This window comes from Clostridium sp. TW13 (assembly GCF_024345225.1).
Taxonomy (GTDB): domain Bacteria; phylum Bacillota; class Clostridia; order Clostridiales; family Clostridiaceae; genus Inconstantimicrobium; species Inconstantimicrobium mannanitabidum.
Genome location: NZ_BROD01000001.1, coordinates 1,255,057 through 1,270,393, shown reverse-complemented (window position 1 = coordinate 1,270,393; position 15,337 = coordinate 1,255,057). Strand labels below are relative to the sequence as shown.

Annotated in this window: 18 protein-coding genes; 6 read left to right on the top strand and 12 right to left on the bottom strand. The window is 29.6% G+C overall.

The window, feature by feature from the left end; genetic code table 11:
• Positions 1-37: 37 nt before the first annotated feature.
• The 5 genes from OCU47_RS06085 to OCU47_RS06065 form a co-directional block, all read right to left on the bottom strand.
• Positions 38-691, bottom strand: coding sequence for a hypothetical protein (locus OCU47_RS06085; protein WP_261827705.1), 654 nt, complete (start codon positions 689-691; stop codon positions 38-40).
• A gap of 59 nt (positions 692-750) precedes the next feature.
• The gene (locus OCU47_RS06080; RefSeq protein WP_261827704.1) at positions 751-1,668 is read right to left on the bottom strand and encodes a DUF5655 domain-containing protein; all 918 of its coding nucleotides are present in this window, start codon (positions 1,666-1,668) and stop codon (positions 751-753) included.
• Positions 1,669-1,766: 98 nt separating this feature from the next.
• Complete coding sequence (locus OCU47_RS06075) at positions 1,767-2,495, bottom strand: ATP-grasp domain-containing protein (RefSeq protein ID WP_261827703.1); 729 nt, start codon at positions 2,493-2,495, stop codon at positions 1,767-1,769.
• A gap of 27 nt (positions 2,496-2,522) precedes the next feature.
• A complete protein-coding gene (locus OCU47_RS06070; protein WP_261827702.1) occupies positions 2,523-3,686 on the bottom strand; it encodes an HNH endonuclease domain-containing protein in 1,164 nt (387 codons plus the stop codon).
• Positions 3,687-3,737: 51 nt separating this feature from the next.
• Positions 3,738-4,916: an NERD domain-containing protein gene (locus OCU47_RS06065; protein WP_261827701.1), complete on the bottom strand. Its 1,179-nt coding sequence runs from the start codon at positions 4,914-4,916 to the stop codon at positions 3,738-3,740.
• Between the two features lie 342 nt (positions 4,917-5,258).
• Here OCU47_RS06065 and OCU47_RS06060 point away from each other — a divergent pair, with 342 nt between their 5' ends.
• Entirely contained in the window at positions 5,259-5,795 is a 537-nt protein-coding gene (locus OCU47_RS06060) for a hypothetical protein (protein ID WP_261827700.1), read from the top strand.
• A 48-nt stretch (positions 5,796-5,843) separates the two neighbouring features.
• Entirely contained in the window at positions 5,844-6,500 is a 657-nt protein-coding gene (locus OCU47_RS06055; protein WP_261827699.1) for a carboxylesterase family protein, read from the top strand.
• Between the two features lie 131 nt (positions 6,501-6,631).
• Here the strand turns inward: OCU47_RS06055 and OCU47_RS06050 are convergent, their stop codons facing one another.
• Positions 6,632-7,804, bottom strand: a complete 1,173-nt coding sequence (locus OCU47_RS06050) for an IS1096 element passenger TnpR family protein (protein WP_261827698.1) — start codon at positions 7,802-7,804, stop codon at positions 6,632-6,634.
• Between the two features lie 304 nt (positions 7,805-8,108).
• Between OCU47_RS06050 and OCU47_RS06045 the strand changes: the two genes are divergently transcribed.
• A complete protein-coding gene (locus tag OCU47_RS06045) occupies positions 8,109-8,588 on the top strand; it encodes a hypothetical protein (protein WP_261827697.1) in 480 nt (159 codons plus the stop codon).
• Between the two features lie 206 nt (positions 8,589-8,794).
• On the top strand, positions 8,795-9,259 hold the full coding sequence (locus tag OCU47_RS06040) for a GyrI-like domain-containing protein (RefSeq protein ID WP_261827696.1): 465 nt from the start codon (positions 8,795-8,797) through the stop codon (positions 9,257-9,259).
• A gap of 120 nt (positions 9,260-9,379) precedes the next feature.
• Here OCU47_RS06040 and OCU47_RS06035 read toward each other — a convergent pair whose 3' ends face one another.
• The 3 genes from OCU47_RS06035 to OCU47_RS06025 all read right to left on the bottom strand — a co-directional run bounded on the left by OCU47_RS06035 (position 9,380) and on the right by OCU47_RS06025 (position 10,950).
• A complete protein-coding gene (locus OCU47_RS06035; RefSeq protein ID WP_261827695.1) occupies positions 9,380-9,739 on the bottom strand; it encodes an arsenate reductase family protein in 360 nt (119 codons plus the stop codon).
• 103 nt (positions 9,740-9,842) lie between these two features.
• Positions 9,843-10,139, bottom strand: coding sequence for a ribosomal protein L7/L12 (locus OCU47_RS06030; protein ID WP_261827694.1), 297 nt, complete (start codon positions 10,137-10,139; stop codon positions 9,843-9,845).
• A gap of 184 nt (positions 10,140-10,323) precedes the next feature.
• Positions 10,324-10,950: a class I SAM-dependent methyltransferase gene (locus OCU47_RS06025; RefSeq protein ID WP_261827693.1), complete on the bottom strand. Its 627-nt coding sequence runs from the start codon at positions 10,948-10,950 to the stop codon at positions 10,324-10,326.
• 549 nt (positions 10,951-11,499) lie between these two features.
• Between OCU47_RS06025 and OCU47_RS06020 the strand changes: the two genes are divergently transcribed.
• Complete coding sequence (locus OCU47_RS06020) at positions 11,500-12,180, top strand: TetR/AcrR family transcriptional regulator (RefSeq protein WP_261827692.1); 681 nt, start codon at positions 11,500-11,502, stop codon at positions 12,178-12,180.
• 26 nt (positions 12,181-12,206) lie between these two features.
• Positions 12,207-12,986 carry an alpha/beta hydrolase family protein gene (locus OCU47_RS06015; RefSeq protein ID WP_261827691.1) on the top strand — a complete coding sequence of 260 codons (780 nt, stop codon included), beginning with the start codon at positions 12,207-12,209 and terminating at the stop codon, positions 12,984-12,986.
• Positions 12,987-13,015: 29 nt separating this feature from the next.
• On the opposite strand, the gene OCU47_RS06010 is transcribed toward OCU47_RS06015, so the two are convergent.
• The 3 genes from OCU47_RS06010 to OCU47_RS06000 form a co-directional block, all read right to left on the bottom strand.
• On the bottom strand, positions 13,016-13,333 hold the full coding sequence (locus OCU47_RS06010; protein WP_261827690.1) for a DUF3784 domain-containing protein: 318 nt from the start codon (positions 13,331-13,333) through the stop codon (positions 13,016-13,018).
• Between the two features lie 173 nt (positions 13,334-13,506).
• Complete coding sequence (locus OCU47_RS06005) at positions 13,507-14,640, bottom strand: sensor histidine kinase (protein WP_261827689.1); 1,134 nt, start codon at positions 14,638-14,640, stop codon at positions 13,507-13,509.
• Complete coding sequence (locus tag OCU47_RS06000; RefSeq protein WP_261827688.1) at positions 14,630-15,322, bottom strand: response regulator transcription factor; 693 nt, start codon at positions 15,320-15,322, stop codon at positions 14,630-14,632. Before OCU47_RS06000 ends, OCU47_RS06005 begins: the two co-directional genes overlap by 11 nt.
• Positions 15,323-15,337: the final 15 nt, after the last annotated feature.

The following is a 15,337-nucleotide window of genomic DNA, read 5'->3' as shown; positions in this document are numbered from 1 at the left end:
AATTTCATGATGTAAACTCTTAGTAAAGTACAATATTTTAACTATAATTAAATGTACTATTGTCAATTGGATATTTAAATTTAACTGAATCATGTTCTAAGAATTCTAATAACTTTACTCCAATAATTCTAGCTGCATAATAAGCAATTATAGCATCATCTGCCATAAATAATCTTTCTCTACTATTATCTTGATTTACTTCATGTTTAGATTTATTATATATTTTTACGAATAGAAAAAGATTCTTTATTATAAAATCAGGTATTGTATTTATTTCTTCAAGTCTCTTTGTTGCATTACCAAGAGTAGAATTCATATGTCGGATATTTCCAAAATGTTTGGATTGTTTTAATGCTAATCTCACCACTGATTCCAAATGTAATCCGCAATTTAATACAATATACTTTGAATGCAAATGAATCCCAGTTATATCTATTTCTGAACGTGCATATTGTAATGGTCTAAATAGCTCTCTATATTCCCCACCTGAAAATGGATTCTTTATAGGATCACAGGGCATACAGTAGCCTCCAATCCCACCTATTGTTTGATCTAGTTTCCATAGATTCTTTGTTGAGTAATTATAGATATTTTCATTGATTTCATCCAATATTTTTTGAATATCACTCTTTTGTTTGTCTGAAAATACAGAATCATAAAGTTTAGTGCTTTCTGGTAAAGCCGATTTCATATTATCCCTCATTTACACTTTAATCTATATATTACACTCTTAAACTCTTGATGTAAAAATTACATTCTTAACCTATAAACCTGCTTTATCAAACTAAAAATATATTCTAATTCTTCATCATCTGAAATTTGAATTTCATAATCCCCATTTCCCCAATGCCCTGTATTGGACATATCCTTAGCAATATTCTTAGAATCATTTATAGTTCCTTTCTTTGTGTTCAACCAAATCTTTAATGCTTTCTTTTGTAAGTGAATATCTACCATAATTTTATTTTTATATAGAAATCCCATTTCATACTTTTTAGCTTTTATAGTTATTCCATCATTTAATGAAAGAATAAATTCTTTAATCCTACTGTACAAATCTATCATTTCTTCTGATGAATTTTTAAAATGATCCTCTTCTGTATATACCATAACTTCTTTATTAACAACTTCAGCCTGCTCATTTGAACTAACTATAGTTTTTATTGATTCAGATGTTTTAGATTGTTTTATTGCATTAAAATAGACAATATTGTTAGAAAATTTCTTAACTTCCCACAATTCAAAAGGCAAATCCTTAAAGTTAATTGATTCCTTTTGATAATTATTAAATGAAGGTGATACAAAAATTACTCTTGATTGAGACCAATCAACATCATCTCTTTTTAAGCTTCCATTGCAACTTTCATTATATTCAAGTATAAACTCTGCCTTATTATTTAATAACAATGATAAATAAGCATATCCTTGATCTATGACACTAAAACTACTTGTATTTTTATATTCAATTATTACAAAAGCTTTACTACTTTCATCAAATGCTAAAGTATCAAATCTAAAGTTATTAAATGAAAATTCCCTTTTTACAAACTTTAGTGCAAATATTTTTTCTAAATTACTTTCACACAACTTATGAATCTCTATTTCCTTTTTAAATGGAACTTCTTTTATTTCTTCTAATTCATCTTGATTAATATTGTATAAAAACATAATCATTCCCCTATCTACTTAGCAATGTTTTCTATATGCTTATATTCCTACTATTTCTAAATTCAAAAATCAGCTTTTCAAAATTAATTATCGCTTTACTAAAAATCACACTCATCAATGGTATTAGTCAACTCAGCCCATCTAGCAGCCAATAACTTTGCATATGCTAAATCTGATAATCCATAGAAGCCTAAAGAATAGCCATCATTTACTTCAATTAATAAAGTCTCCCCTTTATCTGTTAATCCGAAATCTATGGCATATGCTTTAGGTGCAGATTTGAATTCAGATACTGCATTTTCTACTATTGTAGAATTCAAATTTGCTCTCCAATCCCCTTTGTATCTACGAACATCTATTATCTTTCCATATCGAACAAAGCATCTCCATTCTGCAACGAAATTTACAACTTCTGAGCATAGTATTTCAGTATCTTCATTATAAGTTCCACAACCAATTAAATCTTTAGTACTTCTAACTACAACTCCAGTAAACTTTTTATCCTCAATAGGCTTAATAAATACGTTCCAATTTTCTGGATTATTGGCTATGGAACTTAATTTAGTCTTCCATATTTTCCTTCCTAAATAGCTTTTTAATTCCTCTGGATAATCTATTTCAGGTGCTATAATATTAAATCTACTCAATGCTGTTCTTACATCATCAACATAACCAACTACTATATCTTCTTTTTGGCTATCACGTAAATCTTCTATGTTTTGAAAAAACTTTATTTCAAATCCCATTTGCTTGAATCCGCTAAATGCTTCATAAAAATTGTGATTTGAAATTTCATTATCAAAACCTTTTCTTATAAATACTTTCATAAAGACTCCCTGCCCCTCATTAAATTTTTAAACTAACCTATCCATCACTCTAAAGCCCTGATTCTTAGCAATTCCATAAACAGGCCCAATCTCTTGTTTTAGTCTTTTTATAAATTCCTCTTCCTGTCTTTGCTCCTTAAACTTCCTTGCATTTTCAACTCTTAATATATCTCTATATTCCTCCACTGAGTTTCTTGCATTTGTATCTACTACAAAGCAGAAAGCTTCATATTGCAGCTCACAGAACTTGTCTATATAGGTATCATAATCAAGCAAATTATCACTCTTTTTGCTATTGATGTTTTTAAAGGTTGGAGTCAAATTCCACATTTGATCATGAAGTACAAAGCTCCAAGGAATGAAGTGATCAAGGCTTAAAACTCCATATTCATCATAATTATCACTGGTAAAATCTAAGCCAGTATAAAGATCAACTATATGCTTTTGCTCTATGATCTTCTTCCATATCTTAGTTTGCTCCTTTAACTCTCTAGTTTTAGGTGCTTCTAATTTCATTGCTATCCCTGGAACATTTGGATTACGCTTTTGAAGAAAACATACAAGCTTATAGTATGTCCATCCTTGAAGTATCTTATAGTTGTATTTCAAGTAATCACACCATTTATCTCTTACTCTTATACACTTCTCATCTTTTTCATTATTATATATTTCATAAACACAGCTGTTATCTTCCTTTGAAAATTCCTCTATCATCTTTTCAACCTTTTTCTTTCCTCTTAACTTGTCTTCAAAAAATGGAGAAAGAAATCTATAAGGAACGTTTAAAGTTAAATCTCTAATCATTTTATTCAACGTCTTATCTTCACTTTTATATATAAAATCTAAAAGCTTATGTGAATCATAGTTACTTGGTAGATTAAAAGTCTCTGAAATATACTCAGCCACCTTTGCCAAGTTATCACAATATCCAAAACTAAGCTTAAACTTCAAAAGTGGATACCATGCATACACTATCATTTTACAAATCAACCTTCTAAATTCTATTTCTTTATGCCCAATAGAAACCTCATCCAATAAGGATAATAACCAATATAATTTATAGCTTGCCACTACTTTATCATCTCTTAATACTCTAGAGAAAACTGCATAATCAACTTCTGCACTATAAGGAACCTCTGCTATTTCCTTTGGCAATATTATATTCTGTTGAGGAACATATATTTTGTCCATTTAAATCCCACCTAAAATGCTTTTTTCATATATATTGCATCTCAATTTATATCATAAATTTTTCTTAACAATTTCAATAATGTCTTGCCCATACTTTTCACATTTAACAGGTCCAAAGCCATTAACTAATTTAAGTTCTTCTATGGTTTTAGGCTTTGCTGTAACTAAAGCTTCCAATTGTAAATTGTTGTACACAAAATAAGGTTTATTGTTTTCTTCCTTACTTTTATTATAACGATATTGCTTTAATTCTTTATAAAGTTCACTTTCCTCTATTTTCTCACTTTTCGCTACTTTTTCTCGAGAATCTATTTTCACTAATTTTTCTACGATCTTTATTTTTCCTACTTCTTCTACATCCTCTACTAACTCTGTTTCTTTAACAATTTCTTTATTTTCTATGGCAGCTTTCTGCTCCGAACAATCATCTTTTAAATCCATGTTTTTATCATCATAACTAGTAAGGGAAAATCCATACTTTCTTTCATAATTAACTGTATATGTTCCATTGTATTTCAATAAATCATTTGCTATCCCATACATAGTTTCTTCTGGAAACCAGTTTCCATCCTTATTTGCTTCATGCAATTCTTTAAGCTTATTTATCAACTGATCATGCTTTATTATATGTTTCTTTATATCTTTACTGGCGTATTTGCTATTGATTACAGCTTTGGGATTTGCCACAGTTACAATATGTTTTATTAATTTACAGCCTTTCTTATTAAAGCTTTTTTCTTTCATAAGAATATCTTCAAGTAAAGCTACATGCCTCTCATTTTGAACAATAGGGCTGTACATGCCTTCTTTCTTATACACTTTCCCACTTGGTCCTTTAAAATACCTTACAAAATCTCCATCACTTGATATAGAAATATCTCCAACTAAATTTTTGCACTCAATTACTAAAATAAATCTTTGAGCTATTACCACAAAATCAATTTGTGCCTGAAGATCATTATACTCAAGAAATAAATCATGTAATATTAATATTGGCATATGACTGCTTTTTAGCTCATAAGCCACATTTCTTTCTCCAACCATTCCATAAGAAAGTAATTTAATATCTTGTTCTATTTGTTTTTTTGCTTCCTCTGGTGCTATTCTTAAAAGTTCTTTCAACTCACTAAATTGCTTATTATCTTCATTAAACTCTTTAATAAAAACAGGCTCTCTTAATGTAGATGGTTTATTGGTTATTACTTCTTTCAATGTTTCAAAAAATCCCATATTCTCTTACCCCTTAAAAACACTTTAATTTATTAACTCTATATTCAAAATAAATTTAATTTCTCATTCAGTAAATCATGCCTCTAATGTTAAATAAACTTTATAGCACCTATATTTTAACATGAAAAGAGAACTTATCCCATACAAACTACTAATAATACAAATTTTTCTTTACAAAAGTTTCATCTAAACCTTTCTTCACTAACTTCTCTTTTAGAATTCTAGCATCCTATGTATTCTAATGCCAAATATTGCAATCAGTGTTTGCTTTCTGTATAATGTAATAAAATTACAATGAGTCAAATTAAATTATTATTTATTAAGAATATGCAGGATGTAAAAATGATAAATATAGATAATCTCTTAAGCTTTGTTAAACCTTACTATGAGAATAAAGACATTATGCACAATTTATCTCACATAGAAAGAGTTCTTAAATATGTTGATAAATTATTAGAAGCTGGCAGATATCAAGTAGATAAAGATATTTTAACCTATGCTGCCTATTTTCATGGTTTTATTTACAATAGTGAAGAAAGTATAGTTGAATGGTTAAAGATGCAGCAAGTTCATAATGATATAATAGGAAAAATCATAACTGTTGCATGGGAATCGCAGAAAGATGAAGAGGCAGTAACACTTGAAGGCAAAATTCTTCATGATGCACATATGATTGAAGGAGGCAAAACCTATTTAATTGTAAAGTCTTTAATAACTGGCTCTGTTAGAGGACAAACTTTAGAGCAAACTATAAAGTATATAGAAGATAATGTATTGGATAAAAGAGTTTGTTATTTACCAGAAGCACAGGATATTTATAGACAGCAGCAGCAATTTGCAAAGAGTTTTATATCTGACCTTAAAGAAGGTTTATATTAGTAATCTTATTAGAATTTTGTTTTAACAAAACTAAGAAAGGATATTGAAATGAGTTATAAAAGTTTTAAACTTCAAAGAGACCTTACTTCAACACTAAATTATCTTGTCTATTTGCCCAAAAGTTATAGCCCAAACATTAAAATGCCCTTAATTCTTTCCTTGCATGGTTCAGGTGAACGTGGGAATAATATTGAAAATGTAACAAGGTGGGGTATACATAAGATTTTAAGAGAGAACGATGATTTTCCCTTTATTGTAGTGTCTCCACAATGCCCTGAGGGTGAGATCTGGGAAATGCAGTTTAATGCGCTAAAAGATCTATTGAATAAAATAAAAAATGATTATAACATTGATGATGAAAGAATATACTTGACTGGATATAGCCTTGGTGGATATGGTACATGGAATTTTGCTATACTCAACCCAGAAACATTTGCTGCAATAATTCCTATAAGTGGCGGAGCAATATCTCCAAAGAAAGCTCTGCATTTAAAAGGACTTCCTATTTGGGTTGCTCATGGAGATAGTGATACAGTTGTTCCATTTGAGGAATCCAAAAGAATTGTGGAAAGCTTAAAAGAACATAACCCAAACATCATCTTTAAAGTTTATGAAGACAAAGGACATGAAGTCTGTACCTCAGCATATGAAGAACCAGAGCTTTTTCAATGGTTTCTAAAACAAAAAAAGCATAATAAGTCATAGCATATTAGAGAGAAAGATTATGTGCAGTATTCAAAAAGCCTACTGCAAAGAAGGTCAACATGACTTTCCATGCAATAGGCTATATTTTCAGCATTTCTTCAGAGCTTAGTCAAGTATTAATATTACTTAACTCAGTTACCCTTAGCTTCAACAATCTGTGGTCTTAGCAATCTTAGCTCTGTTTCTTCAATATCATCGACCTCTACCTCAAATCTCCATGGATTGCTATAATTAAAAAGGTATAGGAAGCTTTGCTTTTCATCTAAACCTAACTCTCCTATTTTAGCTTCATCAACATGTGGACCTTCATCATCATATGGAGAAGTAAATTTATTTTTTGACCAAGCCACCCCATCCATAAAGAAAGAATACATATTATCATTATCCAAACTAAATGCTTCTTGAATATAGTTATGTAAATCTAGTAGTGTATGATTCCCATTAAATCTTATTTTTGCCCACATGTTTTTATTTAGAGATACCTTAAATGTGTAAATTCCATTCTTAAGTTCAACAGCTTTTCTTGGTAAAGTTTTATTCAATTCCCCATCCTTAAATAATTTCTTGAATGGTACATAGAACTCCTCAATAAATTCTACGTTCCACTCCCCTAGCTCTCTTAGATATGGGAGATTCCAGTTTTCTATATTTCTCCTTTGATCTAATATCTTTAATATTTCTAAGCCCATTGTGATTACTTTAATTTCTCCTAACAAGAATACTCTTTCATTTTTTTCTTTTCCTTCAAGCTCATTTTCCTTTACATCAATCAAACCAAAATAAGATAAATATAATATTATAGTACTAAGTGGAATTAGATTTTTATCCACATGCATATTTTGATTTACTGGTGATACAGAAAGATTTTCTACAATTCTCATTGTATAATTTACATCTATAAAATCATGAGTTTGATATCTTATTTTTTCAAAATCACAATCCACCCATAGTATTTCTATTAGGGTAATATATTTTTCAACTTCACTTAAATCATTAAAGAGCTTTAACCTATCAGTAGCCTTTAGAATTATTTTTCCACCATTTATACTTTTCCTTACAAACAATCTACCACTCACTGATAAATTGTGAAACAGATGAATAAGTGGATATGCTACCTGTGTACTTGTAGGCTTTATACCCTCCTGTTTTATTTCCATAACTTCATTAATTTCAAATAAAAACTTTGGTGAAATAAAATTATTTGTTTTCCCCACAGTAACTTCATTAAAAGCTAAGTATTCTATAAAACTATTGAAATCTTTTAAAAAACTTTTCATTCTCTTATCTAACTCAAACTTTTTCATTTTCATCCCCACATTCACTATGTAAATTAAAAATATTATTCACCATTGTAATTTTTTCCTTTTTAACACGAAATAACCTTACATTTTTATCTTAATAGAAAATCATTCAAAATACAAACTTTTTCCTCAAAATGCTGATTTTTACTATAAATATTTATATATTTTTCTATAAACATAGGTTTATATTTTTATTTTTTTATGTTTTTCTATGTAAATATATTTATAGCCACGTATATATAAATTGAGAGAAAAATAATTCTGTGCTAAGAATCATAGAATTACAATAATTATAGGAGGCTTGTAAATGGATATGTATGCAAAAAAATCAAGAAAAAAAAGAAAAGAAGAAGAGGATATTATGGTAATTAATTGCTATGATGAGGAAGAAGAATGTTGCCACTTTGATAATGATGAGTGCACACCAAAAGGCAAAGTCTTGCAATCTTTTTGCTTTGATGATAATAGTGCTTCTACTGATATTTCTAAGGACACTTCCTTTCCTATGAATCTTTCATCAGATATAAATACTACTAACAACACAACCATAATAGATGATACGAAAATTGAAGACCACAGAGTTGGAAAAGCTAACCCTAATGGCAAAACTCCTGCTGTTGATGGAGAGGCTTTTGATATGCTGAGATCTTATAGCTTGAGACCTTCCACTGTCAGAATCTTAAGCAAAATCAAAGCAATTCATAAAGACGATAATGTTTATTTAAACACCATTGTTGATGAAGCTATTCGCCATTACTATGAACACCTTAAAAATGTGGATGAGTAAAATTATATACTCCTCCGCAAATATTTAATTCACAATAGCTCTGTATATCTTTATATAAATTATTATCTTCAACTAACTCAATTATAACATCAAAGCAAAGTATTTTTAATCAAAAAATTTAGCATTGTAAATCATTTGCAATAATTTTATTAAATGATGTATAATTAAATACGAACATAGTTTCTATTATAATAGGAGGTTTCGTTATGAAAATAAACAAGTGTATAAAAGAGTCCTTTTCAGTTATAGGTAAAGAAGGTTCCACAAATGACGGTGAAGGGTTTATTCAAAAATTATGGGCTGACGCTAATTCTAATTTTGCAGAAGTGGCACCACTAGCAAAGAAAGATGAGAAGGGAATTCTTCTTGGAATATGGGGTGCAATGTCTGATCTATCCCATTCCTTTAATCCTTGGGAAGATAATTTTACAAAAGGACTTTACCTTGCAGGAGTTGAAGTTATGAATGATGCTCAAGCACCACAAGGTTGGGTGAAATGGACGATTCCATCCTATGAATACATTTATGTCAAAAATGAAAATCAAAATACATTTGCTGAAGTTATAGAATATTTAAAAGAAAACAATATAGAACTTGCTGGTGCAGCTCATGATTATAATTGTCCTGAAGATGGACAAGGATATATCTTTTTCCCAATACGAAGGATCTAAGTATACAAAGCAAAAATATAGTGAGCTTTAATTAAAGCTCACTAATTAATTATTTAATTTTCTTTATTACTGGCTCTTTTAGTCATTTTCACAAGTAATCTTCCAACTTTCTTATTTTAGTTATTTTAATTTTTCTTCCCACAAAGCTTCATCTCTAAAGCCTACAAGTACAAAATCCTCTCCAACTACTATTGGACGTTTCACTAACATTCCATTTGTAGCTAAAAGCTTAACTTGCTCTTCTTCTGAAAGTGTTTTAAGCTGCTGACTTAAATTCATTTCCTTATACAAAATTCCACTAGTGTTGAAAAACTTTTTAATTGGAAGTCCGCTTCTCTTTATCCACTCTTGAAGTTCTTCCTCTGTTGGATTGTTCTCTACTATATGTCTATCCTCATAATTGACTCCATTATCATCTAACCATTTTTTTGCACGCTTGCAAGTTGTGCATTTTGGGTATTCTACAAATAAATAAGACATTATAATCATCTCTCTTTCTTAAAATAATCTTTTTATAATTATAATTCTTTTTTATAGTCGCTTTCAATAGTAAATAATAAATATTTTTAATTAATATTTATTATTATTTATCATTAACATCTATACTTATTTCATCAATATATTCTTTGGCTTCTTTCAAACCAATTCCAGTAAGCATTCTATATGTTTTTATAGCTTGAATCTTCTTTCCTTCTGAAATAAGAGTTAATAACTCATCTTTTACTTCTTTTGTTATTATATCTGGTACTCCAACTTTCTTAGCAATCTTGTCCAAAGTTATTTTCATACGCATCATATCATTTCTTAATTGACTTATAATGCTCACTAAAATTATTAGTATAGATACCCCTATAATTATCATCATTACATTACTATTCATATTCTAAGTTACCTCTGTACTTTCTATTGTTTTATATTTTCTAAATAAAGTCTTTCGTATTTGTTCCAAATGATCACTCCACCAAAAGCACCAAATGGTACTTCAAAAAGAATTAACATAATAATAAATCCAACACTTATAATTATATTACATTTTTCCAGGTGTTCCTCGTAAGGGAGTAATATTATAACTTTCTAACAACAAATTCAAGAGCTCTTTTCTCATTACCATATCTCATAATGCTTTTTTCCTCACAAACTTCAATGATAAAATCTCTAAAGTAGTAACCTATATCTTCCTCACCAAAAAATCTCTTATATCCAGCCTTAGTCAAATAGAAATTCTTTTCTATTTCCTCCTCACTTCCAGCTCCATAATTCATGTCATTTATAGAATTAACTCTTCCAATTAAATGTCCACCAGGTTTTAAAACTCTTTTTATTTCTTTGATTATATTCTTAGTTGTTTCTTCACTAAAATAATGAAGAGATAACTCTGCTATTATTACTTCTATGCTTTCCTCTTCAAAAGGTAACGTTTTTGAAATATCCATTTGAATTGTTTTTACTTGTGGAAGAAAATTATTAACTATATTTATTGCTTCTTCTGAATTATCACATGCGATAACCTTATACCCTCTCTCTGTTAAATACAAGCTACTTCCCCCAGCTCCACAGCCCAAATCAATTATAGGTTGCTCTTTTGATTTGTCTAAAATATCTTTATATCTATCAAGCCATAAATCATAAACTGGTTTCTTTTCTTTTATAGATGAATATATTGCGTTCCAATTTTCCTTATTCTCTTTCATACCTATTTACCCCCACTTGTCCGTTTCCTTTTCTATATTATACCAATTACTATTTTAATTATATACGCTTCACTTACAAAATTAAAGTCAGTATCAAAGACTGTCGTCAAGTTTATCCCACATTATTTTTCACTTCCACTTTTTATCAAGTGAAACTTGATTCAGGTGTGGTGTATCCCATCTGAATCTTAGTTGAACTTACACCCTCAAGGGGTACCTCGTCCAAGAGTGTGCAGCCGTTATCTCCAACTTAAGCAAATAAGTGAAAGTCCAAATCTATGATTTGGTTACTTGAACTTAGTTAACTATGAATTAGTTAACTTCATTAAAATAGATTTAGTGTGAATCGGTTAAGCAGACATATCAAATCTATGATTTGATGATGGTCGCTTACTCTGTGAGCACTCATCTGACTTTAGGAAGAGGAGTTTCATATAAGGTTGGAGTGTTACGGATGCTAGCTATCGGATAAATAACATTGACATGTGGAAAAATAACACATATAATGAAATTGAATTTGAATTCAATTTCATTGTTAGGAGAATTATTATGAAAGATACGTGTACAAATAAATTAGAAAATAAGAAACTTTTAAAGAAAAAAGCTATCCTTGATGCAGCAGCAAAGGTTTTTGCTGAGAAGGGATACCTTGATACATCCATAAAGAATATTACTGATGAAGCATCTATATCTGTAGGTTCTTTCTACTCTTACTTCACTACTAAAGAAGAAGTGTTAGAACAAATTTATATAGAGATTTTAGATATGACTTTAAAGCTTGCTTCAGATGCTTCTATGAATCCAGATGATAGCAATGCAAAAAAATTCACCTTGTCTATGACCTCTGCAGTTTGGACTTATGTGAAAAATAAAGAACTATCAAAAGTACTCTTAGTAAAATCAATGGGAATCAACGAACTATTTGAGAAGAAACGATGGGAAGTTCTAGACAAAACAAATGCTTTTCTACGAAAGATATTACTACATTTAAAAGAGTGTGATTCTGCTAATATACAGGATGTTGATGTAACTTCAGTTTTGCTTACTCAAAGTATTTTTGGCGTTATAACCTACTGGATTGACGAAAAACTTACAAGTGATTTGAAGGATACAATTTTCACCTTATGTACTTATCATCTTAGAGCTATGAACATTGACTTTAAAGATGAAGAAATAACTCAATGCATCAATGAAGTGCTTACATCAGATTATGAAAAATTTCTTAAGTAAAAAATAAATTTATAGGAGATGTTATTATGAAAGAGTATAGATTAAAAGAAATTTACGGTGATTTTTACGAAAATGAAGGAAAACCTCTAGTTGTTCTTATAGGTGGAAGTAGACCTGGTCTTCCAGCACCTTTAAGTGATGACTTGATGAATTATTTAATCCCAAATTATAATGTCCTACTACTTGCATACTTTGGCGTAGGAGAAATTTCAAAATCCTTAGAGAATGTTCCAATAGAATATTTTAAGAATGCTATCACTATAGTAAAAGAAGAATACAATATTTCTGATAACAAGATAGCTGTTATTGGACAATCTAAAGGTGGAGAAGCCGCCCTACTACTAGCAAACCAGCTAAATTCTGCACTTACTATCGCTTGTGTTGCTAGCTGTTATGTTTGGCAAGGACTCCCTGAAAAACTTCAAGATATGGGCAAAGCAGAACCTAAATCTTCATGGTCTTGGAACAATGAACCATTGCCATACATTCGATTCCACATCGATGAAGAAGCACTAAGAAATGCAGCCAATAAAAAATTCTGTAAATGCTATGAGAATTCAATAGAAAGATATTATGATGAAAAGGCATTAATAAATATGGACAACTACACAGGAAAGATATTACTCTTATCTGCTGAAAATGATGCCTACTGGCCAAGTAAAAAAATGAGTAATATTCTAGTTGAAAACAGCAAAACTAAAGAAAATATAAGCCATATTCCCCTTAACTTAGAGGGCCATTACTTCTTAAATTATGAAGAATCAGTCAGAGAAATAATTAATTTCTTAAAGGCAAACTTTTCTTAATATTAATGGAGCTCATATTAAGAGCTCCATTAATTCCATATTCCTGTTCCATATTTCTTTTGAGTTCTTGTAATCTTAGTCAAGCTTATACAAAATCCCAATATCCATATTATAATGCCGTACTGACTCACATTGATTAACTCAAATACTACCATTATTAACATTGTGACTCCAAGCATAACATATCCCTTCCCCATGGCTTCTGTATAATCTTTTATATCCTCTTCTTTTACATTCCTGCTATTATAGCCACTAATTAAAGATAACTTTTGCTTTTTCCAAACTATTAAACCCAATAGTACCATTAAAATTCCTACTACTAAAAGTATATAAGAAAAAATATTCATTACTAGTCCTCCAAAATCGAGTATATATTTTGAAAATGTAGACTTTTGTACATTTTTTTCATTATACACTATACAATTAGAACTCTGCAATAAATTGAGAAATATTTGAATAACACTCTCTTTACACTATCATAAGTCATCTGAAAATAAATAACATTTTTTAAGATGCCTAACTACTCTTTTAAGTATGGTGTAATAATTGATGGTTTAACAGGTAATCTTACTTCAAATATAGTTTTCTCATCATCACTATATGCTGCTATGGTTCCTTCATGTAATTCAATTATGTTTTTTGTTATAGCAAGACCTAGCCCTGAACCAGCTATTTTACTGTTTCTTGATTGATCTGTCCTGTACATTCTATCAAATATGTATGGCAAATGAACTGCTGGTATTGATTGCCCGTAATTAACAACTTGAACTACTGCCATCTTACCTTCACGCTTTGTTACCACATCAACATAATATCCATCTTGCCCATACTTAATTGCATTGGATAGTAAATTTTCAAACGCTCTTACTAGTTTTCCACCATCTGCATTTATTATCAACTTATCATTTGAAAAATTAGTTCTTGATCTCATATCCGCACTCTTAAATTGATATTCAAAATATGCAACCACTTGTCCTAACAGCTCTACCAAATTAATATCTGTCTTTTCTATATTTATAGTGTTGTTTTGCATTTTAGTAAGTTCAAACAAATCATTTATAAGCAAATTTAAACTCTTAGATTTTTCATACGCTATATTGGTATAATATCTAAGTTCTACCTCATCTTTATATTTATCAGTATCTATAATTTCTAGATAACCCATTATAGAGGTTAACGGAGTCCTTAAGTCATGAGAAACATTAGTTATTAAATCATTTTTGGTTTTTTGTGCGTTTCTTTCTTGTATGGTCAAATTTTTAAATTGCTTTGATATATTATTTATATTTTCTGCTAAACTGTTGATATTGCTATTTGAATTAACATGTATAATTCTGTCTAAGTCACCATTTGCCATGAGTTCAGTTTCATTTATAATGGATACGAAACTCTTTGCTTTTCTATAAGTTACAAGCAAATAGAACATAAAAAATATCAATAGCCCAATGATTATAGTGTTAGGGTCTTTAAGAATCTTGTACTTAACGTTTCTCCAAAGTTCCCACAAATAGGCAATGATTCGATTTTCATGTTCTCTATATAAGTAATCCATGAACTTTTTACTTAAAAACAATGTTGCATAAGTTAAGAGCAAAGCAATTAATATATCTCCTATGGAGCCTAAAAAATATTTAAGTAATCTTTTATTTTTCAATTTTATAACCAACTCCCCATATAGTGTGAATTATCTTATTCCCCTCCATATGTTGTTCTAGCTTGTCCCTAAGTCTGCTCATATGCACCATAACAGTATTATTTGATTGGTAGTATTGTTCTTGCCATACTCTTTCAAAGATTTCTTCTGCATTGAAAACTCGTCCTCTATTGCTAGCTAATAAATATAAAATCTCAAATTCTCTTGCTGTTAAATCCACTTCATTATAATCTATCATTACCTTGTGTCTCTTCTTATCTATAACCATTGATTCTATTCTTATTGTATCCTCTGAAACCTGCATTTTAGCATTTAGGAAATAGGCTCTTCTAAGCAGTGCTCTTATCCTAACTGTAAGTTCTAAGTGATTAAAAGGCTTGCATACATAATCATCTGCACCAGTCATAATACCTTGTATTTTATCCATATCCTCACCTTTTGCACTGAGCATAAGGATTGGCATATTGTATTTTTCCCTTACTTTCTCACAGACTTTTATCCCATCCATACCTGGCATCATTATATCTAAGACTATCAAATTAATATCTTCTTTATCTAATATTGATAAACACTCTTCTCCACAACTTGCCTTAAATACATTATAGCCTTCATTTTTAAGATTTATCTCTAACAAATCTCTTATTTCTTTTTCATCATCTACTACAAGAATATTATTATTCATTTTTCCTCCAAATTT